21 protein-coding genes, 1 pseudogene and 1 riboswitch are annotated in these 20,089 nt (G+C 66.2%); of the genes and pseudogenes, 17 read left to right on the top strand and 5 right to left on the bottom strand.

Annotation, left to right across the window (positions count from 1 at the left end):
* Positions 1 to 321 precede the first annotated feature (321 nt).
* The 8 genes and pseudogenes from rpmH (at position 322) to G3W89_RS33530 (ending at position 6,048) form a co-directional block, all read left to right on the top strand.
* A complete protein-coding gene (gene rpmH / locus G3W89_RS28165) occupies positions 322 to 456 on the top strand; it encodes a 50S ribosomal protein L34 (protein WP_007834827.1) in 135 nt (44 codons plus the stop codon).
* Between the two features lie 67 nt (positions 457 to 523).
* On the top strand, positions 524 to 913 hold the full coding sequence (locus G3W89_RS28160) for a ribonuclease P protein component (RefSeq protein ID WP_162577240.1): 390 nt from the start codon (positions 524 to 526) through the stop codon (positions 911 to 913).
* Positions 910 to 1,197 (top strand): membrane protein insertion efficiency factor YidD, encoded by a 288-nt coding sequence (yidD, locus tag G3W89_RS28155; protein WP_162577239.1) that lies wholly within the window; start codon positions 910 to 912, stop codon positions 1,195 to 1,197. Before G3W89_RS28160 ends, yidD begins: the two co-directional genes overlap by 4 nt.
* Complete coding sequence (yidC, locus tag G3W89_RS28150) at positions 1,194 to 2,954, top strand: membrane protein insertase YidC (protein ID WP_162577238.1); 1,761 nt, start codon at positions 1,194 to 1,196, stop codon at positions 2,952 to 2,954. Before yidD ends, yidC begins: the two co-directional genes overlap by 4 nt.
* Before the next feature lie 68 nt (positions 2,955 to 3,022).
* Entirely contained in the window at positions 3,023 to 4,429 is a 1,407-nt protein-coding gene (gene mnmE, locus G3W89_RS28145; RefSeq protein ID WP_162577237.1) for a tRNA uridine-5-carboxymethylaminomethyl(34) synthesis GTPase MnmE, read from the top strand.
* Positions 4,430 to 4,520: 91 nt separating this feature from the next.
* Entirely contained in the window at positions 4,521 to 4,988 is a 468-nt protein-coding gene (locus G3W89_RS28140) for a cyclic nucleotide-binding domain-containing protein (RefSeq protein WP_162577236.1), read from the top strand.
* Between the two features lie 76 nt (positions 4,989 to 5,064).
* Positions 5,065 to 5,136, top strand: a pseudogene (locus G3W89_RS33740) (zinc-ribbon domain-containing protein); the annotation flags it as partial.
* Positions 5,137 to 5,262: 126 nt separating this feature from the next.
* Positions 5,263 to 6,048, top strand: coding sequence for a hypothetical protein (locus G3W89_RS33530; RefSeq protein ID WP_269474994.1), 786 nt, complete (start codon positions 5,263 to 5,265; stop codon positions 6,046 to 6,048).
* Positions 6,049 to 6,113: 65 nt separating this feature from the next.
* Here the strand turns inward: G3W89_RS33530 and G3W89_RS28130 are convergent, their stop codons facing one another.
* A complete protein-coding gene (locus G3W89_RS28130; protein WP_162577234.1) occupies positions 6,114 to 8,099 on the bottom strand; it encodes a monovalent cation:proton antiporter family protein in 1,986 nt (661 codons plus the stop codon).
* 67 nt (positions 8,100 to 8,166) lie between these two features.
* Between G3W89_RS28130 and G3W89_RS28125 the strand changes: the two genes are divergently transcribed.
* From G3W89_RS28125 to G3W89_RS28110, 4 genes are read left to right on the top strand one after another with little or no spacing between them, the layout of a single operon-like run.
* The gene (locus G3W89_RS28125; protein ID WP_162577233.1) at positions 8,167 to 9,168 is read left to right on the top strand and encodes a KpsF/GutQ family sugar-phosphate isomerase; all 1,002 of its coding nucleotides are present in this window, start codon (positions 8,167 to 8,169) and stop codon (positions 9,166 to 9,168) included.
* Positions 9,168 to 9,716, top strand: a complete 549-nt coding sequence (locus G3W89_RS28120) for a KdsC family phosphatase (protein ID WP_162577232.1) — start codon at positions 9,168 to 9,170, stop codon at positions 9,714 to 9,716. Before G3W89_RS28125 ends, G3W89_RS28120 begins: the two co-directional genes overlap by 1 nt.
* Positions 9,713 to 10,354, top strand: coding sequence for an LPS export ABC transporter periplasmic protein LptC (lptC, locus tag G3W89_RS28115; RefSeq protein ID WP_162577231.1), 642 nt, complete (start codon positions 9,713 to 9,715; stop codon positions 10,352 to 10,354). Before G3W89_RS28120 ends, lptC begins: the two co-directional genes overlap by 4 nt.
* A complete protein-coding gene (locus G3W89_RS28110; protein WP_162577230.1) occupies positions 10,351 to 11,124 on the top strand; it encodes an SDR family oxidoreductase in 774 nt (257 codons plus the stop codon). Before lptC ends, G3W89_RS28110 begins: the two co-directional genes overlap by 4 nt.
* A gap of 89 nt (positions 11,125 to 11,213) precedes the next feature.
* On the opposite strand, the gene G3W89_RS28105 is transcribed toward G3W89_RS28110, so the two are convergent.
* The gene (locus G3W89_RS28105) at positions 11,214 to 11,750 is read right to left on the bottom strand and encodes an RNA recognition motif domain-containing protein (protein ID WP_162577229.1); all 537 of its coding nucleotides are present in this window, start codon (positions 11,748 to 11,750) and stop codon (positions 11,214 to 11,216) included.
* A gap of 252 nt (positions 11,751 to 12,002) precedes the next feature.
* Positions 12,003 to 12,186: riboswitch (yybP-ykoY riboswitch) on the top strand.
* Positions 12,187 to 12,191: 5 nt separating this feature from the next.
* On the opposite strand from G3W89_RS28105, the gene G3W89_RS28100 reads away from it, so the two are divergent.
* From G3W89_RS28100 to metW, 3 genes are all read left to right on the top strand, one after another.
* Complete coding sequence (locus tag G3W89_RS28100) at positions 12,192 to 12,758, top strand: TMEM165/GDT1 family protein (RefSeq protein WP_162577228.1); 567 nt, start codon at positions 12,192 to 12,194, stop codon at positions 12,756 to 12,758.
* A 117-nt stretch (positions 12,759 to 12,875) separates the two neighbouring features.
* Positions 12,876 to 14,030 carry a homoserine O-succinyltransferase MetX gene (metX, locus tag G3W89_RS28095; protein ID WP_162577227.1) on the top strand — a complete coding sequence of 385 codons (1,155 nt, stop codon included), beginning with the start codon at positions 12,876 to 12,878 and terminating at the stop codon, positions 14,028 to 14,030.
* Positions 14,031 to 14,148: 118 nt separating this feature from the next.
* The gene (gene metW / locus G3W89_RS28090; RefSeq protein ID WP_162577226.1) at positions 14,149 to 14,742 is read left to right on the top strand and encodes a methionine biosynthesis protein MetW; all 594 of its coding nucleotides are present in this window, start codon (positions 14,149 to 14,151) and stop codon (positions 14,740 to 14,742) included.
* 21 nt (positions 14,743 to 14,763) lie between these two features.
* On the opposite strand, the gene G3W89_RS28085 is transcribed toward metW, so the two are convergent.
* The gene (locus G3W89_RS28085) at positions 14,764 to 15,681 is read right to left on the bottom strand and encodes an ion transporter (protein ID WP_162577225.1); all 918 of its coding nucleotides are present in this window, start codon (positions 15,679 to 15,681) and stop codon (positions 14,764 to 14,766) included.
* 166 nt (positions 15,682 to 15,847) lie between these two features.
* Between G3W89_RS28085 and G3W89_RS28080 the strand changes: the two genes are divergently transcribed.
* Positions 15,848 to 16,375: a bactofilin family protein gene (locus tag G3W89_RS28080; protein WP_162577224.1), complete on the top strand. Its 528-nt coding sequence runs from the start codon at positions 15,848 to 15,850 to the stop codon at positions 16,373 to 16,375.
* A 15-nt stretch (positions 16,376 to 16,390) separates the two neighbouring features.
* Here the strand turns inward: G3W89_RS28080 and G3W89_RS28075 are convergent, their stop codons facing one another.
* Positions 16,391 to 17,218 carry a DUF72 domain-containing protein gene (locus G3W89_RS28075; protein ID WP_162577223.1) on the bottom strand — a complete coding sequence of 276 codons (828 nt, stop codon included), beginning with the start codon at positions 17,216 to 17,218 and terminating at the stop codon, positions 16,391 to 16,393.
* A 123-nt stretch (positions 17,219 to 17,341) separates the two neighbouring features.
* On the opposite strand from G3W89_RS28075, the gene G3W89_RS28070 reads away from it, so the two are divergent.
* Entirely contained in the window at positions 17,342 to 18,844 is a 1,503-nt protein-coding gene (locus G3W89_RS28070; protein WP_162577222.1) for a M20 family metallopeptidase, read from the top strand.
* 69 nt (positions 18,845 to 18,913) lie between these two features.
* Here the strand turns inward: G3W89_RS28070 and G3W89_RS28065 are convergent, their stop codons facing one another.
* On the bottom strand, positions 18,914 to 20,086 hold the full coding sequence (locus tag G3W89_RS28065; protein WP_162577221.1) for an MFS transporter: 1,173 nt from the start codon (positions 20,084 to 20,086) through the stop codon (positions 18,914 to 18,916).
* Positions 20,087 to 20,089: the final 3 nt, after the last annotated feature.

The following is a 20,089-nucleotide window of genomic DNA, read 5'->3' as shown; positions in this document are numbered from 1 at the left end:
GGGGGGTCTGAAAGGTGGAGGATCCCTCGGTCATTTGTCGTTCTGCTTGTGGATAGTCGCCCCTGGGATGGGCCGACGATTCTAACTTGTCAAAACCTTATCCACATGGCTTTGTGCCGTGCGTGAACCCGGTCCGCGGCGCATGTGGATTGTTGCGCGACAGAATGTTTGCGATAATCGCCGGTTTCCCTGAAAACCTCTTTGTGAGTTTCGGGGCATTCAGCCGCGGTATTCAGTTGGTCTACCCGGTATCGGTATCAGCCACATTGGCAGCAGAACCCGATGGCCCATTGGCCGCTCGGGTGCATCAGGAATCAAGTCATGAAACGCACTTACCAAGCATCCAAAGTCCGCCGCGCCCGCACCCACGGGTTCCTGGTCCGCATGAAGACCCGCGGCGGCCGCGCCGTGATCAACGCACGTCGCGCCAAAGGCCGCAAGCGCCTCGCCGTCTAAGGCGCCGTCGGCTCTGTTGCCAGTCGTACCGCCGCCATCTTCTGCCGACGCATTGCGGTTGGCTTCCATGCAGCGGCTCAAGACCCGCGCGCAGTTCCAGGCCGTCCTCGCAGGTGCTACTGTGGCGCGCACCACCCATTTCGCATTGCACCGTTGCGCGCTCGACGCGCCGCGCGGACCCACGCCGCTGTTCGCTACACAGGATGTGTGGATCGGTGCGATGGTGCCCAAGCGATGGGCGCGCCGCGCGGTTACACGCAACGCAATCAAGCGCCAGATTTACCGCATGAGCACGGCCGCCGGCAGTGCCCTCCCACCTGCCGCGCACGTGGTGCGTCTGCGCGCGGGGTTCGACCGCAAGGAATTCCACAGCGCGAGTTCCGACAAGCTCAACGCCGCCGTTCGTGCCGAGCTCCAGCAATTGTTGGAGCGGGCCGCTGTCGCGCGCGCACCATGAAAGCCCTGCTGATCGGCCTGGTGAAGGGCTACCGCCTGCTGCTGAGCCCCTGGCTCGGCCAGGCCTGCCGCTTCGAGCCCACCTGCTCTGTCTACGCCATCGAAGCGCTCGAGTGCCATGGCGCGGCGGTTGGCAGCTATCTCACCCTGCGCCGACTGGCGCGCTGCCAGCCGTGGTGCCAGGGCGGCCACGATCCAGTTCCCGCAAGGAAGGAGCCCGGGGCCCCCGATTCGAGGGCGCCGTTCTCTTCCCTGTTCTCCGACGACAAGAAGTCTTCTTCATGAACGATATTCGCCGCACCATCCTGTGGGTGGTTTTTGGTTTCTCGCTGGTGCTGCTGTGGGACCAATGGCAGGTCTTCAATGGCCACAAGCCGACCTTCCTACCCTCGACGAAGACCGCTGCCCCGGCCAAACCGCCGGTGGCTCCGGTCGGCACGGCGGGTAGCGACCTCCCGGCAGTCGCCGGTAGCACGGCCGGCAGTGGCAGTTCGACCGCGGTGCCGACTCAGTCGGCGGCGGCTGCCCCGGCCGGCGAGAAGGTCACCGTCTCGACTGACGTATTCAAGGCAGTGATCGATAGCCAGGGCGCCACCTTGTCGAAGCTCGAGCTGCTCAAATATGTCGACCAGACCCACCAAGGCGGCTTGGTCGACACTTTCTACAAGATGATTGGCCGGCCCGAGGCCAAGCCCGAGACCCGCTTCGTGACGCTGATGGAAGACGGCTCGCCGCTCACGCGCTATGTGGCGCAGACCGGGCTGTTGAACACGATCGACACTGGCGACCATTTTCCGAACCACCTGAGCCTGATGACTGCCAGGAGCGGTCCTCGCGAGCTGGCCGACGGGCAAGATGCGCTCGAGGTGACATTCGAATCACAGCCGGCGGGCGGCCTCAAGTACGTCAAGACCTACCAATTCCGCCGCGGCGACTATTCGATCCATGTCAAGCACCAGATCGTGAATGTCGGCGACCAGCCCCGTGACGCTCAGCTCTATTTGCAGTTCACGCGCCACGGCACAGTGGCGGCCGGCACCATGTTCGGCACCAACACCTTTACGGGGCCGGCGCTTTACACCGAAGAAAAGAAGTTCCACAAGATTCCCTTCAGCGACATCACGAAGAACAAGGCCGATCTACCGCCGCCGGCCGACAACGGATGGATCGCGATGGTGCAGCACTACTTCGTGTCTGCCTGGTTGCTCAACGCGCCAGACAGCGCCAAGCTCAAGCGCGAGTTCCGCGTGAAAGACCTCGAGAACAACTTGTATTCGGTGTCCATGGTGATTCCGCTCAACAAGCTGGCACCGGGCGCCGCGCAGACGATCGACAGCGACCTGTTCGCCGGCCCCGAGGAAGAAAAAAAGCTCGAGGCGCTGGCGCCCGGGCTCGAGCTGGTCAAAGACTACGGCATCTTCACGATCATCTCCAAGCCGCTCTACTGGCTGCTCGACAAGTTGCACACCATCCTGGGCAACTGGGGTTGGGCCATCGTCGCCCTCGTGGTGCTCCTCAAGGCCGCTTTCTACTGGCTCAACGCCAAGGCCTACGCCAGCATGGCGAAGATGAAGGCCATCAACCCCAAGGTGACGGAGATGCGCGCACGGCTCAAGGACAAGCCGCAGGAGATGCAGCAGGAGATGATGCGCATCTACCGCGAGGAAAAGGTCAACCCGATGGGTGGCTGCTTCCCGATCGTGATCCAGATCCCCGTGTTCATCGCACTCTATTGGGTGCTGCTGTCCTCGGTCGAGATGCGCCATGCACCCTGGATCGGCTGGATCAAGGATCTCTCGGCCCCGGACCCCTGGTTCATCCTGCCGGTCGTGATGACGGCGACTTCGCTGTTCCAGACCTGGCTCAACCCTACGCCGCCGGACCCGATGCAGGCCAAGTTGATGTGGATCATGCCGCTGGCTTTCAGCGTGATGTTCGTCTTCTTCCCGGCCGGCCTGGTGCTGTACTGGATCACGAACAACGTGCTGTCGATCGCGCAGCAGTGGTTCATCAACAAACGACTGGGCGTGCTGGGCAAGTAGCGCGCGCGAATCGAACTCGAACGGGGGCCGCAGAATGCGGCCCTTCTCGTTGAAGCATCATCCACTCCATGCTGGCGCGAACCAACGACCCTATCGTCGCTATCGCCACGGCGTCCGGCCGTGGCGCGGTCGGAATCGTGCGCGTGTCCGGCGCGCGGCTGGCGTCTCTGATCGCCGAGATCTGCGGGCGCAGCCTCAAGCCGCGCGAGGCCACCTACCTGCCCTTTCGCGATGCCGGCGGCAGTGCCATCGATCATGGCCTGGCCATCCACTTTCCGGCACCGCATTCCTACACCGGCGAAGACGTGCTCGAGCTCCAGGCGCATGGCGGTCCAGTGGTGCTGCAATTGCTGCTGGCCCGATGCCTGGAAGCCGCCGCCGACATCGAAGCAAGCACCGGTCGGCCTCGCCTTGCCGGCCTGCGCGTCGCCGAACCCGGGGAGTTCAGCCAGCGCGCCTTTCTCAACGGCAAGATCGATCTGGCGCAGGCCGAGGCCATTGCCGACCTGATCGACGCCAGCACGGAGGCGGCGGCACGCAGCGCCGGGCGTTCGCTCTCGGGCGCGTTCTCGCAGGAGATCCACGCGCTGCGCGATGCCTTGATCCACCTGCGCATGCTGGTCGAGGCGACGCTGGATTTCCCGGAGGAGGAGATCGACTTTCTCAAGAAGGCCGACGCCGAGGGCCAACTCGCTGCCCTCCAGGTGCAACTGGGCGCGGTCCAGCAGCGCGCGCGCCAGGGCGCACTGCTGCGCGAAGGCATCAAGGTCGTGATCGCCGGTCAGCCCAATGCGGGCAAGAGCTCGCTCCTCAATGCGCTGGCTGGCGCCGAGCTCGCCATCGTGAGCCCGATTCCGGGCACCACGCGCGACGTAGTGTCCCAGACCATCCAGATTCAGGGCGTGCCTCTGCACGTGGTCGACACCGCCGGCTTGCGCGACAGCACCGACTTGGTGGAACAGATCGGGGTAGCGCGTGCTTGGGGGCAGATCGAGGGCGCCGACGCGGTGCTCTTTCTGCACGACCTGACGCGTGCGGGCCGTGCTGACTATGCGAAGGCCGATGCCGACATCCTGCGCCTGCTCAACGACAAGCTCGCCGGCCGCGTGCCGGTGCTCGATGTCTGGAGCAAGCAGGACGCAGCCACGACGCAAGTGCCCGCCACCGGGATCAGCCTGTCCTCGAAGACTGGCTTCGGCATCGAGGTACTGCGGCAGCGTCTGCTCGAGGTGGCCGGGTGGCAGGCAGTGCCGGAGGGCGTCTATCTGGCGCGCGCCCGCCATGTGCAGGCGCTCTTGCGGGTCGAGGAGCATCTTGCCTGCGCCGCCGAGCATCTTGCATCAGGAGCCCTGGCACTGGAGCTGCTCGCGGAGGAACTGCGTCTGGCGCAGAACGCGCTCAACGAAATCACCGGCGAGTTCGGCGCTGATGACTTGCTCGGCGTAATTTTTTCGCGGTTCTGTATCGGAAAGTAGACAGAAATAGTTAGCAGTCGTGACTTGTGTCACTGCAATTTGCCACAATCGTCCATACTGCGCTCCGGCACCCCACAGCAGGTGAATCATCATGTCATCGAGCATCCAGGATCTTTGCCGCGCCGTCGCGCAGAACACCAGCTACGACGCTTTCGTTCCGGCCTTCAATGCCCAGCAGTGGGAGACGCTCGCGAGCTACCTGCAGCCTTTCGACCTCAATGCCGGCCAGGTGCTCATCGATCAGGGCGCCAACGACCGCACGCTCTTCTTCATCGAAGGCGGCGCGCTGAGCGTTCATCTGATCGGCAGCCAGGGACAGATGCGGCTCGCGATCCTCAATCCCGGTTCAGTTGTGGGCGAAGGGTCCTTCTTCTCCAGATTGCCGCGTTCTGCGAACGTGGTGGCGACCGGCGCGGCGCGCGTCTGGCGGCTGACGGCCATCCGCTTTGCCGAGATGTCCAACCGCCAGCCTGCGTTGGCGCTGGAGCTCGCACTGGCCTTGGGAGCGGTGATTGCGAAGAGAATGGTCAACAAACCCAAGCGCGTCGCGGTGACCTAGGCTCTTGGCACTGACGAGTGCATCGACCATTTCCCGCTGCTTGGAAAGTGGTGCGTACAAGTTGAGGGCTTCCAAGATGGGTATGGAGTGCGCGTCCTGCGGCGCGAAAAATCGTGATGGCGCAAGGTTCTGCAGAAGCTGTGGCTCTCGGCTGGAGCCGGCGTCAGCCGCCACGGACGCAAACGCTCCCACACCCGAAGAATGGCCGATCACGGAGCCGACGCCGCAGCTCGAAAGCCCCCTGACAGGCTCTGCCGCCGCCAATGAAAAGACGGTGGCGATCAGCCCGTCGCCGGCGCCGCAACCACCGGTGCGCCACCCTGCACCGGTCCCAGCGCCGTCTGCGGTCCATGTCCCGACCCCCAAGGCAGCATCGAGGCCTGCCGAACTCGTCGCCCCTGCTGCGCCGCGTCGATCTACGGCGCGATGGGGCGTCGTGGCCCTGCTGCTGGTCGTGCTCGCTGCGGGCAGTTGGTTCGTGCAGAGCCGTCGCGATGCTTCCACGCCGGCCTTGAGCCCGATCGCCGCGACGGCGGGGGCGGTCACTGTCCCGCCGCCAGTTCCAGTGCCCGATCCGGCGCCAGCCGCTCCTGAACCCGAGCCCACGGTCCCGCCACCTGCGGTGCAGGACACGGCAGCTGAAGTGCCCGCACAAACGGCGCCGCCGACCGCCATTGCCGAGTCACCTGCGCCCCCTGTGACTCCCGTGCCCTCCGTTCCACCTGTCCAACCCCCACCGCGCGTCAAGGCCAAAGCGCCAGCGAGGCCCGCCGCCGTGGCCGCGGCGCCCAACCCACGCAAGCCCGCACCGGCCGTGCCTGCCCCCGCAGCCCCGCCCGCGCCTCCGCCCGCAGTCATCGCCATGGCGCCAGCGCCGATCGAACCGATCGCTCCGCCCAACCCGGGTGTTGCATGCGCCGGCCAGGGCTTCTTCGGGCGCGCCCGCTGCATGGTCGCGCAGTGCGCCAAGGCCGAGTACAGGACGCATACGCAGTGCGACGCGGTGCGGCGCCAGCAGCAGATCGACGAAGAGAAGCGCAATCCCAGCCTCGCCAACTGAGAACACGGACGGATGCACCACGCCGCGCCGGGTTCGCCGCATCTCCCGAAATCACTGCACAGCGCTCACCCTTTCTGCAACTGCTCGATGGCAATGGCGAGCGCGCCAGGCTTGCCCGACAGGACCAGCGTGTCGCCGTCCGCCAGCATGATGTCGTCGTTCACGGTCTCCGCCTTGCCGTTGCGCCGGCGCAGGCTCGCCACCCGCACGCCCACGGCCTCCAGCGCCGGCTGATCGAGCGGCCGGCCCACCGCACGGGCATCGGCCGTGAGGGTGAAGGTGTTGAGCCGCTCATGGTCGAGTTCGTCGGCGTTGTCATCGTCGGCGCCATGGAAGTAGCCGCGCAGCAGGTTGTAACGGGCATCCCGCTGGTCCTGCACGACGCGGATCACCCGCCGCATCGGCACGCCGACCAGCGCCAACGCGTGGCTGGCCAGCATCAGCGAGGCTTCGATCGCCTCCGGCACCACCTCCGTGGCGCCGGCAGCCTGCAACTTCTCCAGTTCCCGGTCGTCCTTTGTGCGCACGATCACCGGCACCTGCGGTGCGTGCGCTCGCGTGTTGGCAAGCACCTTCAGTGCGCCGGGGGTGTCCAGATAGGTCACGACCACCGCGCTGGCCCGTGCCAGCCCGGCCGCCATCAGCGCCTGCAGCCGCGCCGCATCGCCGAATACCACGGAATCGCCGGCTGCGGCCGCCTGGTGCACGCGGTCGGGGTCCAGGTCCAGCGCCAGGTACGGGATACCCTCGCGCTCCAGCATGCGCGCCAGGTTCTGCCCGCACCGCCCGTAACCACAGATGATGACGTGCCGGGCAGTGTTGATGGTCTTGCGCGCGATCGAGGTCATTTGCAGCGACTGCTGCAGCCAATCGCTGGCCACCAGCCTGCGCACGATGCGGTTGCTGTACATCACGATGAAGGGCGTCGCAAGCATCGACAGCACCATCGAGGCGAGCACCGGGTTGGCGAGCCAGGCCGGCAGCAGATCCCGGCCCTGCGCAAGACTCAGCAACACGAAGCCGAACTCCCCGGCTTGCGCCAGGTACAGCCCGGTGCGCAGCGACACGCCGGCGGTTGCCCCGAGCAACCGTGCCAACAGCGTCACCAGCACCAGCTTGAAGGCCAGCGGCAGAAGGAGCAGGATGCCCACGAGCGCCCAGCGCTCGACCACGATGTGCCAATCGAGCGACATCCCGATCGAGATGAAGAAGAGCCCCAGCAGCAGGTCATGGAAGGGGCGGATGTCGGTCTCGACCTGGTGCTTGAATTCGGTCTCCGAAACCAGCATCCCCGCAACGAAGGCACCGAGCGCCAGGCTCAGTCCCGCGAGCTCCGTGAGCCAAGCCAGGCCCAGCGTGACGAGCAGCAGGTTGAGCATGAAGAGCTCCTCGCTGCGTCTGCGCGCGACCAGGGTCAACCACCAGCGCATCACCCGCGGCCCACCATAGAGCAGCACGCCCACCAGGACGCTGGCCTTCAGCCAGGCGATGGCAAGCGCCTTCAGCAGCGCCTCCGGCGGTGCGCCAAGCGCCGGGATCAGCACCAGCAGCGGCACCACGGCAAGATCCTGGAAGAGCAGCACGCCCATCACGCGCTTGCCGTGTTCGCTTTCGAGCTCGAGGCGCTCGGCCATCAGCTTCACGACAATCGCGGTGCTGCTCATGGTGAGCGCGCCGGATAGCGCGAGTGCCGTCTGCCAGCCCAGGTGCCAGGCCGGCGGGAGCCACGCAGCCATCATGAGGCCGCCGAGCGTCGCGATCGCCATCGTCATCATGACCTGCAGCAAGCCCAGGCCGAACACGTGCTTGCGCATGGCGCGCAGCTTGGGCAGGCTGAACTCCAGCCCGATCACGAACATCAGGAAGACGACGCCGAATTCGCCCAGGTGCCGGATGCCGTCGGCGTCCTCGGCCAGGGACAGCGCATGTGGCCCGATGAGCACGCCCGCCCCCAGATAGCCCAGCATCGGGGGCAGCCGAAGGAAGCGACAGGCGACCACGCCGATCACTGCGGCGAGCAGATACATCAGCGTGAGATCGAAAGAGGACATGGGCCGATGCTACTGAATGGAATCCCCGACGCGCCTGCGCCCCGTGCCCGGTCGATAAAATCCCGCGATGCGCTCCAGCCCAAACCCGGCCCTCGAGGCCTCCTCCGACGCGATGCTCGCGCGGGCCCGCACGACGTTCGACATCGAAGCCGCTGCGGTTCTCGGCCTCAAGGAGCGCATCGGCGCCAGCTTCGTGGAGGCCGTGCAGAAGATCCTGGAGGTGCGCGGCCGTGTGGTTGTCATGGGCATGGGCAAGAGCGGACATGTCGGCCGCAAGATCGCGGCCACGCTCGCGTCAACCGGTACGCCCGCCATGTTCGTGCATCCGGCCGAGGCCAGCCATGGCGACCTCGGCATGATCAAGCCGGTCGACCTGGTGCTCGCCATCTCCAACAGCGGCGAGGTTGACGAACTCACGGTCATCCTGCCGGTCGTCAAGCGGCAGGGCGTGCCGCTGATCGCCATCACCGGCCGCGGCGACTCCACGCTCGCCCGCCATGCCGACATCGTGCTCGACAGCGGCGTCGAGAAAGAGGCCTGCCCGCTCAACCTCGCCCCCACCGCCAGCACCACCGCGCAGATGGCCATGGGCGACGCTCTGGCGGTTGCGCTGCTCGATGCACGCGGCTTCGGCACCGAGGACTTCGCGCGCTCCCATCCGGGCGGCGCCCTGGGTCGCAAGCTGCTCACCCATGTCAGCGACGTCATGCGTTCCGGCGATGCGGTGCCACGCGTGGGGACTGACGCCAGCTTCAGCGAGCTGATGCGCGAGATGAGTTTCAAGGGCTTGGGTGCCACCGCGATTGTCGATGGCGAGGGCCGCGCGATCGGCATCTTCACCGACGGCGACCTGCGCCGGCAGATCGAAACCGGTGCGGACCTGCGCGCCCTGACCGCAGGCGACGCCATGCACGCCGGTCCGCGCACGCTGCGCGCCGATGCGCTGGCGGCGGAGGCGGCCGAGCTGATGGAGCAGCACAGGATCACCAGCGTGCTGGTGGTCGACCCGGCGGGCGTGCTGGTCGGCGCGCTCAGCATCAACGACCTGATGCGCGCGAAAGTCATCTGATGATGCTTGCATTCAAGGCGGAGACCTTGCTCGCCGCCCAGGACATCCGTGTCGCCTTCTTCGATGTCGACGGCGTGCTGACGGATGGCGGTGTCTATTTCAGCGAGCAAGGAGAGACGCTCAAGCGCTTCAGCATCCTCGATGGCTACGGCCTCAAGCTGCTGCGCCTGGCGGGCATCACGCCGGCCGTGATCACCGGCCGGGACTCGAAGCCGCTGCGCCTGCGACTGCAGGCCTTGGGCATCGAGCATGTGCGCTACGGCACCGAGGACAAGCTGCCCGCCGCGCAAGCCATCCTCGCGTTGCTCGGCCTCGAGTGGACGCAGGCCGCCGCGATCGGCGACGACTGGCCGGACCTGCCCGTGCTCGCCCACGCCGCCTTTGCTGCTGCGCCCGCCAACGCGCATGCCGAAGTTCGTGCGGTCGTGAACCATGTGACCTCGGCTCGCGGCGGCGAGGGCGCGGCGCGCGAATTCTGCGATCTGCTGCTCACGGCCGGCGGCCACTACCGCCGCCTGCTGGAGATCGCGCGAGGCCCCGCCGCATGAGGACGAAGGCGGCCTGGAACCTGCTGCGCGACACCTTCGACAGGGTGACGATCTACCTGCCGATCATCCTCACCGCTCTGCTCGCGCTGGGCACCTACTGGCTGGTGCGCAACGCGCCGAAGCTGCTCGAGCCCGTGGCCAGGGAGGCACCGAAGCACGAACCCGACTACTTCATGCGCGACTTCGTGATCAAGAACTTCCTGCCCAGTGGCGAACTGCGCAGCGAGCTGTTCGGCACGGAAGGCCGGCACTATCCGGACACCGACACGATGGAGGTCGACCAGGTGCGCGTGCGCTCGGTGTCCCCCGACGGCCTGACCACGCGCGCCACTGCCAACCGGGGGCTGTCGAATGGCGACGGCAGCGAGATCCAGCTCTTCGGCAACGCGATCGTGGTGCGGGAGGCCGCCACCACCGCGGACGGCAAGCCAGTTCCCCGGCTGGAGTTCCGCGGCGAGTTCCTGCATGCGTTCCTCGATACCGAGCGGGTCAGATCGCACAAGCCCGTCACGCTGATCCGCGGCACCGACCGGTTCACCGCCGATTCGCTGGACTACGACAACCTCACGGGTGTGGCAAATCTGCAGGGTCGCGTGCGGGGCCTGCTGATGCCGTCCGCGCCCGGGGTCAAGCGTTGAAGAAGCTGGCGTTCATTACCGGGGCTTCGAGCGGCATCGGACAAGCGCTGGCAATGCGCTTTCACGAGGCGGGCTACCGGCTCGCACTGGCGGCGCGACGAACCGACGAGATCGAGGCCTGGGCAGCTTCCCGCGGCATCGCCGGCGGCGATTTCGAGGTCTATGGCGCCGACGTTGCGCAGATCGACAGCATCGTCGCGGCAGGCGCCGCCTGCGTCGAGCGCCAGGGTGTGCCCGATGTGGTCATCGCGAATGCGGGCATCAGTGTCGGCATCGACACCGAGGACCGTCGCGACCTCGATGTCATGGCCGAAACGCTGGCCATCAACAACGTCGGCCTGGCTGCCACGTTCCATCCTTTCGTCGCCGCCATGCGCGCGCGCGGCAGCGGCCGGCTGGTGGGCATCGCCAGCGTCGCGGCCATTCGGGGCCTGCCCGGCCACGGGGCCTACTGCGCCAGCAAGGCGGGCGTGGTGGCCTATTGCGAGAGCCTGCGGGGCGAGCTGCGCGCCAGCGGCGTCAGGGTGGTCACGCTGGTACCGGGCTACGTCGATACACCGCTCACCCGGGGCAATCGCTACGGAATGCCCTTTCTCCTTCAACCCGAGGTGTTTGCCGATCGCGCCTTCCACGCGATCGAGGCGGGCGTCAGCTACCGTGTGATTCCGTGGCAGATGGGCGTAGCGGCCAAGCTGATGCGGCTGTTGCCCAACGCCTTGTTCGATCGTGCCGTCCAGGGCCGCGGCCGGAAAAAGCGGCGCAACGATTGAGCTTGGCCGCCGTCCGCCTCACACGTGGACTTTGGCCCTCACACAAGAAAGGCTCCCGATGGAGCCTTTCTAGTACATGCAGGGTGTGATCAGTAGCCGCTACTGCCGCTGCTGCCGCCGCCGCTACCGCCGCCGTAGCCACCACGGCCACCACCGCGCGGGCCAGCGCCGTAGGGGCTGCGGAAACCGCCATCACCACCACCGCCACCGTAGCCGCCGCCACTGCGGCCACCGCCGCCACCACCATAGCCGCCGCCACCGGTGCGGCCACCACCGCCACCACCACCACCGTAGCCGCCTCCGCCTCCGCTACCACCGCCGCCGCCGTAGCCACCACCGCCACCGTAGCCGCCGCTACGCGGCGGGCGTGCTTCCATGGGACGCGCCTCGTTGACAACGACACTGCGGCCGCCCATGTCCTGGCCGTTCATGCCCCTGATGGCCGCTTGCGCTTCCGCATCGCTGCCCATTTCAACGAAGCCGAAACCCTTGGAACGAGGCGGGCTGGAGTCGCGCTCCATCATGACCTTGGCGCTGGTCACAGTGCCGAACTGGCTGAAGGCGTGCTCCAGATCACCGTCGCGTGCCGAATAGGGCAGGTTGCCGACGTACAGTTTGTTGCCCATGAAGGGACTCCTAATAAACACAAAGAAAAAGCGATGGAGTCCCGGGAGCACCACCCACAAAAAGCCGCTGGGCCGCGCGAAACTGACCGATCACCGAATCGCCGCTCCCCCTAGAACTTAAGTGAGAGGCTCGTGCATTATGGGTGAAATGGTTCGTGCGCAAGTAGGAATTTGCCCGCAGCGTCACCGCGGCGAAAAATAAATGGAGAGTTGGCGCACGCTCACTAAGCAACTCATGCGCAGGGCTAGAATCGCCCGGTCATTGGGGAGTAGCCGCCTTCCATCGCGAGAAGGGTGTGCGTCAACAGACTTGCCCGGCCGCGTGCCGGACATGGCGCAGACAGTGTTCAGCCTGGCGAGACCTTTGACCGTGCAGCTTCGGATGTGGCCGAAGGTGTTGCACGGTCAATTGCGTCCTTCGGCCCAAGGAATCCCTTTTTCATGGAAGCTTTTCTCGTCGCGACCGGCGTGGTCGCCCTTGCCGAAATGGGCGACAAGACTCAGTTGCTCTCCCTCGTGCTCGCCGCACGCTTTCGCCGGCCCTGGCCGATCGTGCTCGGCATCTTGGCCGCCACCGTGGTCAACCACGCGCTCGCCGCCGCTGTGGGCAATTGGGTCACCCACACCTTGGGGCCTGATTTGCTGCGCTGGATCCTGGGAGGCTCCTTCATCGCCATGGCACTGTGGATGTTGATTCCCGACAAGCTCGATGACGACGAGCTGCCGAAGGCATCGCGCTTCGGCGTCTTCGGCACCACGTTGATCGCCTTCTTTCTTGCCGAGATGGGCGACAAGACGCAGATCGCCACCGTCATGCTTGCCGCGCGCTATGTCGACGCCTATGCATGGGTCGTGCTCGGCACCACGCTCGGCATGATGCTGGCCAACGCGCCCGTGGTGTGGCTCGGCGAGCGCATCGTGAAGCGCGTGCCCATCAAGCTGGTGCACGGCGTTTCCGCGGCGCTGTTCATGCTGCTCGGCGCCGGCGCGTTGATCGGCTGGGGTTGAGCGGCATATACTCGCCCGACGCGCCGATTTGCTCCAGCTTGCGGGCGCTTAACAAATGCTGCTAAAGACGGACGCCGGACCCGGCTCGTTTTTGGCGAGGCCGGGTTTTTCTTTTCCATGTCCTTGGTCGTTTCTCCGAAATCCATGTCTTTCGCCGGCCCGCTGCCGCTCAGCAGCGGAGCGAGCATCGCCGACTACAGCCTGGCTTACGAATCCTACGGGACGCTCAACGCGCAACGCAACAATGCCGTGCTGGTGTGCCATGCGCTGAACGCCTCGCACCACGTCGCGGGCGTGTATGCGGGCCAGGGCAAGTCCGAGGGCTGGTGGGACAACATGATCGGCCCGGGCAAGCCGGTCGACACTGATCGCTTCTTCGTGATCGGCGTCAACAATCTTGGTTCCTGCTTCGGCTCCACCGGCCCGATGCACGTCAATCCTTCGAGCGGCCGCATCTACGGCGCGGATTTCCCCGTGGTGACCGTCGAGGACTGGGTGCGCGCGCAGGCCGGCCTGCTCGACGCGCTGGGCATCGATACGCTGGCCGCGGTAATGGGCGGCAGCCTGGGCGGCATGCAGGCGCTGTCGTGGACACTGCAGTACCCGGAGCGCGTGCGCCACGCGGTCGTGATCGCCAGCGCCCCCAGCCTGACGGCGCAGAACATTGCCTTCAACGAGGTCGCCCGCCGCGCGATCGTCACCGACCCTGACTTCAACGGCGGCCACTTCTACGAGCACGGCGTCATCCCCAAGCGCGGCCTGCGCATCGCCCGCATGATCGGCCACATCACCTACCAGAGCGACGACCTGATGAACGAGAAGTTCGGTCGCGCGCTGCGCAGCGCCGTCGAGGGCGAGGTGGCCGGGACGGACTTCCTCTACTCGACCCAGGAGGTCGAGTTCCAGATCGAAAGCTACCTGCGCTACAACGGCGACAAGTTCAGCGAGTACTTCGACGCCAACACCTACCTTCTGATCACGCGCGCGCTCGACTACTTCGATCCCGCCCGCGCGCATGGTGGAGACCTGCGGGCCGCGCTGGCGCCGGCCACCGCCCGATTCCTGCTCGTGAGCTTCACGACCGACTGGCGCTTCGCACCCGCGCGCAGCCGCGAAATCGTGAAGGCGCTGCTCGACAACCGCCGCAGCGTCAGCTACGCCGAAATCGATGCACCGCACGGGCACGACGCCTTCCTCCTCGACGACGTGCGCTACATGAGCGTCGTGCGCTCCTACTTCGAACGTATCGCCAACGAGGAACTGTCGGCATGAGCCGCACGGCCGCTCCGAAGGCGAATAGCACCGCAGTCGAAGGCGCAGGTACGCCAGCGAGCTGCACAGCCGCTTCGAATGCTCATGGCAAGGCTTTCCCCAGGGCGGAGGATGCTTCATGAGCGACCTGGACACCCAGCGCGTGATCGCACGGCTCGTGCCCGAGGGCTCACGCGTACTCGATCTCGGCTGCGGCGACGGCGCCCTGCTCGACCTGCTGCAACGCGAGCGCGGCTGCAGCGGCTACGGCGTGGAGATCGCCGACGGCAATGTGCTGCAATGCATTCGCCATGGCGTCGACGTGATCCAGCTGAACCTCGACGAAGGCCTCGCGATGTTCGACGACGCGTCATTCGACGTCGTGCTGCAGATCGACACGCTGCAGCATCTTCGCAATGCCGAGGTGATGCTGCGCGAGACGGCGCGCGTGGGACGCATCGGCATCGTCGCCTTTCCCAACTTCGCGCATTGGCCGAACCGCATCAGCATCGCGCGCGGCCGCATGCCGGTGACGCGGCGCCTGCCTTACCAGTGGTACGACACGCCCAACATCCGCGTGGGCACCTTCAAGGACTTCGAGGTGCTCGCGCGCAAGAACCATCTGCGCGTACTCGACGCCTTCGGCCTTCAGGCAGGTGCCGAGGTTCGCTGGCTGCCGAACGCACGCGCCGCCACGGGGGTATTCAAGTTCGAGCGCGAGCGCGAGCGCTGAAGCCTTCCCGCCGCGCCGGCTTCATCGAAGCGATCGATGATGTTGCGCAAGGGCGCGCCGCCGTGCAGCCGGCGTGAGCCGCCGACGCGGGGCCGCGGTCTCGGGCACCGCCAGCGAGAACACGCCGCGCGGGGCGACAGGCACCGGGCCTTCGTGCGGTCCGCGGCGCGCCATCTCGGCCGTCACGATGCCGGTCGGGACGGCGAGCACGCCCCAGCCGATCAGCATCATCACGGAGGCAATGGCGCGGCCGAGATCGGTCTTCGGCACCAGGTCGCCGAAGCCGACCGTCGCCATGGTCGAGATCGCCCAGTACACCGCCACTGGAATGCTGGTGAATCCGTGCGCGGGGCCTTCGACCACGTACATCAGCGTGCCCATCACCAGCACCACAAGGATCACGAAGCCGACGAAGACGGTGATCTTGCGCCGGCTTGCCGCCACTGCGGTCACCAGCGCGCGGTACTCGACCGAGTAGCGCGACAGCTTGAAGATCCGGAACACGCGCAGCAGCCGCAGGACGCGCACATCGATCAGGTAGGCGAACTCCGGCGCGAGCGCGACCAGGAAGGTGGGCAGCAACGCCAGCAGGTCGATCACGCCGTAGAAGCTCGTCGCGTAGCGCAGCGGCCTTTGCACGCAGGCGAGCCTCGCGAAATACTCCAGCGTGAAGAGCGCGGTGAAGATCCATTCGAGCACGCCGAACACCTGGCCTGCGCGCTCCCTGACCGACACCACGCTGTCGAGGATCACCACCGTGACGCTCGCCACGATGACCGCGATCAACACCAGATCGAAGAGCCGACCTGCTGGCGATTCGGACTCGAAGATCACAGAAAAGAGCGTGCGTCGCCAGCCGTGCACAGGCTTGCCGAAACGGGCGTCGTTGTCAGGGAGCGGCTCGGCAGTCGGGACTGCAGGTGAGTGGATTTCCGGCATCGTTCGATCGCATGAAGTCAGGTCGAGCCATTGTCGATGCGCGCCAACGCAGCCGAAAGTTCCCAGGGATGGCCATTCGAGACTTATTCAGTTACGCTTCTTGCGCAATGAAGTGCAGAGACTTCCGAGCGCGTTCTTACGATGAGCCCTTTTGAGGAGCTACCCATTGGCTACACAGTCCCCCTTCTTCGGCAAGCGTGATCGCGAAACCGAACCCCTCGTCTCTCGTCCCGCGCCACTGGTGGGCTCAGGCACCAACCTCTCGGGCACGCCTGTGACCCCCGCCAACCTGTCGGCACAATCGGCGACCAGCGCTGCAGTGAAAGAAGGCGGCAGCAAGCTCACCGTCGGCCCCAACATCAAGCTCAAGGGTGTGGAGATCACCGACTGCGACACCCTCGTCGTCGAAGGCCTTGTCGAGGCGACCATGGACTCGCGTGTCATGCAGATCGCCGAGCAAGGCGCCTTCAAGGGCTCGGCCGAGATCGACATCGCGGAGATCCGCGGCCTCTTCGACGGCAACTTGACGGTTCGCGAAAAGCTCGTCATCCATTCCACCGGCAAGGTCACCGGCAAGATCCGCTACGGCAAGATCGTGGTCGAGGAGGGCGGCCAGCTCTCCGGCGAGATCAGCTTCGGTGCTGCCCCTGGCACCAGCAGCGGCAGCAAGCCGGCGCTGCAGGCCGCAGCCTGAGGTCGCGGCCTCCATTCAGCTCAGGCGTTGGATCAAGGCACCGGCAGCCGCCGGTGCCTTTTCTTTTGCGCCGTTGATGAAGTAGATGAAGACATCTCGCGTGCTCTTCGCCCCCTTCGTGCTCTTGGTGCCTCTCGTGCCCTCCTCGACGCAGGGCAGCGCCTCCGGCAGGCCGCCGCCGGCCCAGGTCTTGGCCGCCTCCGCCCAGGCATCGAGTGCCTTGGGCGCATAGCCGGTTTTCTGCCCGGCGTCGCTCATCATCAGCCGCGCATACACGAAGTCGCTCGTCAGATCGGCGAAGGATGGGAACTTGTCCGAGTCGGTGAACACCGTCGCCGCCTGATATTTGCGTGCCAGTGCCAGGTATGCCGGTGTCATGAAGCTCGGATGCCGCACATCCAGCACATGGCGCAGCGCACGGCTGCCCTCCTTCCTCGGCAGCAGCGCGAGAAAGGCCTCGAAGTCCTCCGGGTCGAAGGACTTGGAAGGCATGAACTGCCAGACGATCGGGCCCAGCTTGTCGCCCAGCTCGGTGATGCCGCTTTCGACGAAGCGCGAGACGGATTCGCCTGCGGCCGACAGCTGCTTGCGATTGGTCGCAAAGCGCGAGGCTTTCAGCGAGAACACGAAGTCCTCCGGCGTCTCGTCGTGCCATTTCTTGAAAGTCGGCGGCTTGAAGCTGCTGTAGTAGGTGCCGTTGACCTCGATCGCCGTGAGTTGCCGGCTGGCGTAGTGCAGCTCACGGCTGTGCGGCAGTCCTTCGGGATAGAAGTTGTCGCGCCAGGGCTCATAGGTCCAACCGCCGATGCCGACGCGAACGCGCTTGTTCGTGCTGCTGCTCAAATCTGCCTCCGATCGGGATGCCACTGCAAAGCCGGCAGAGATTAGCCCAAAGGGCTGCGGCCCGCGCGGCATGCGCCCATAATTCGCGAGGTCCCTTGCCAGTCCCTATGCGCGGAGAAACTCATGAACGCCCCCCTGCACCGCGAAATGCCTTCGGGCCTGCTCGACGCCGAGCGCGCCCTGTCCGATGTCTCGACGAAGTGGGACCAGGACATCGTCCGGCAACTCACCGACTACATCGCCATTCCGGCCAAGTCGCCCGGCTTCGACAAGGACTGGGTGCAGAACGGTTACCTCGACACCGTGCTGCGCAATGCGGCCCAGTGGGTGGAGGCGCAGAAGGTCGAGGGCCTCAGGCTGGAGATCGTGCGGCTCGAAGGGCGCACGCCCGTGCTCTTCTTCGAGGTGCCCGCCACCGGTACCGACATGACAGAGACCGTGCTGATGTACGGCCACCTCGACAAGCAGCCCGAGTTCACCGGCTGGCGCAGTGACCTCGGCCCATGGACGCCCAAGTACGAGGACGGCCTGCTCTACGGCCGCGGCGGCGCCGATGACGGCTACGCGGTGTACGCGAGCGTCGCCGCGTTGCAGGCGTTGAAGGCGCAGGGCGCAGCGCATCCGCGCGTGGTCGGCCTGATCGAGACCTGCGAGGAGTCCGGCTCCTACGATCTGCTTCCCTATGTCGACGCCCTGCGGCCTCGCCTCGGAGAAGTCGGCCTCGTCATCTGCCTCGACTCCGGCGCGGGCAACTACGACCAGTTGTGGCTCACCACTTCGCTGCGCGGCATGGCGAGCGGTACGCTGAAGGTCGAGGTGCTGACCGAAGGCGTGCACTCCGGCGACGCCTCCGGCCTCGTGCCCTCGAGCTTCCGCATCATGCGCCAGGTGCTCGACCGCCTCGAGGACAGCAAGACCGGCCGCCTGCTGCCCGAGAGCTTCCACTGCGAGTTGCCGGCCGATCGCCTCGAGCAGGCCAAGGCGACCGCTGCCATCTTGGGCGACGAGGTCTACAAGCGCTTTCCTTGGGCGCACTACGATTGCGGCGGCGCGACGGCCTTTGCGCTGCCGACCACCAGCGACCCGGTGGAAGCGTTGATCAACCGTACCTGGAAACCCACGCTCTCGGTCACCGGTGCCGAGGGCTTCCCGGCCTTGAAGGACGCGGGCAATGTGCTGCGCCCCTACACCGCGTTCAAGCTGTCTCTGCGCCTGCCACCGCTGGTCGATGCCGCCCGAGCGGTCCAGGAACTCAAGATCCTGCTGGAAGACAACGCGCCTTACCAGGCCAAGGTCACTTTCGAGAGCAACGGCGGCGCGACCGGCTGGAACTCGCCCTCCACCGCGCCCTGGTTCGAGCGTGCGCTCCATGCCGCGTCGCAGGCGCACTTCGGCGCGAGCTGCGGCTACATCGGCCAGGGCGGCACCATTCCGCTGATGAACATGCTCAGCGTCGGCTTCCCGAAGGCGCAGATGATGGTTTGCGGTGTGCTCGGCCCCAAGAGCAATGCGCATGGGCCGAACGAGTTCCTGCACGTGCCCTACGCCAAGAAACTGACCGCCGCGGTGGCCGAGGTGATTGCCGCGCTGCCGGCCGCCCAGGCCGCCCAGGCGGCCGCAGCCTGATGCGCGGCAGGTAAACGCGGCTCCAAGGAAGCTGCCGGCGTTCAGCGCCGCTGTGTGCGGGACGGAACCCTAGGCGATCGTCGCAGCGGCGCGCCGCCTGCGTGCGAGCCACAGCAGCGCCGCGCCGGTCAGCAGCACCGGCAGCAGAGAGCCGAGGTTCAGCAGCCGCCAGCCTTGCGTCGTGACCAGCACGCCGGAAGCGAATGAACTCAGCGCCAGCGTCGCGAACACGCACAAGTTGAGAGCGCCTTGCGCGCGGTCCTTCTCCTCGGCCGTGTACGCCGAGAGCGAGAGGGTCGTGCTGCCGGTGAAGAGAAAGTTCCAGCCCACGCCCAGAAGGAAGAGCGCGACCAGAAACCGGTGCAGCTCGACACCCGACAGCGCGATCGCGATGCAGCCCAGGGTGAGGAGCAGGCCTGCGCCCATCACCGGCAGCGTCCCGAAGCGGCGGATCAGGTGGCCGGTGAAGAAGCCCGGCGCGAACATGCCGATCACGTGCCATTCGAGCACCAGCGCGACATTTTCGAAGGGCAGGCTGCAGACCTGCATTGCGATCGGCGTGGCGGCCATCAGCAGGTTCATTACCCCGTAGCCGAGAGCGCCCGCCACAGCGGCGACGATAAACACGGGCTGGCGCACGATCTCGCCAAGCGGGCGGCCGGCCTTTCGCGTGCCTCTTGAAGGCGGGGCCGGAAAGTCGATGAAGTGCATCAGGGCCATCGCGAGCAGCGCAACGCCGGCCAGCGCGAGATACACCCCAGCGAAGGGCACCTCGAACCAGTGGCGCGCGACGGCCGCGAGATTGGGCCCCGTCACGGCACCGATCAGCCCGCCGGCCATTACCAGCGACACCGCCTTCTCGCGCCATGCCGGCGCCGCAAGCTCGGCGGCGGCGAAGCGATAGAGGCTGGCATTCGCGTTGTAGTACCCGGCCACGAGGGTGGCAGCGCACAGGAGCCAGAAATCCTTCAAGAGTGCGGCCTGCGCGCACAGCAGCGCAGAGCACAGGGCCACCGCCAGTCCGATCTGGAAAGAGCGGCGCCGCCCGAAGCGCTGCTGTGTGCGAGCCACCACGCCGGTGGCGAGCGCGCCGCCGACCACATAGCCCATGACCGGCAGCGTGGCCATCCAGCCGCGCGGCGCCAGCGCCAGGCCGACCAACCCGTTGATTGCGATGAAGGCGACGTTGTTCGTCAGGAACAAGCCCTGGCAGGCGGCGAGCAGCCAGAGATTGCGATTCATCGA

Origin of the sequence: Variovorax sp. PBL-H6, from assembly GCF_901827155.1 — a bacterium.
In the GTDB taxonomy this organism is placed as follows: domain Bacteria; phylum Pseudomonadota; class Gammaproteobacteria; order Burkholderiales; family Burkholderiaceae_C; genus Variovorax.
Note: the sequence above shows the minus strand (reverse complement) of the source record. Positions and strands in the feature narration are given on the sequence as shown.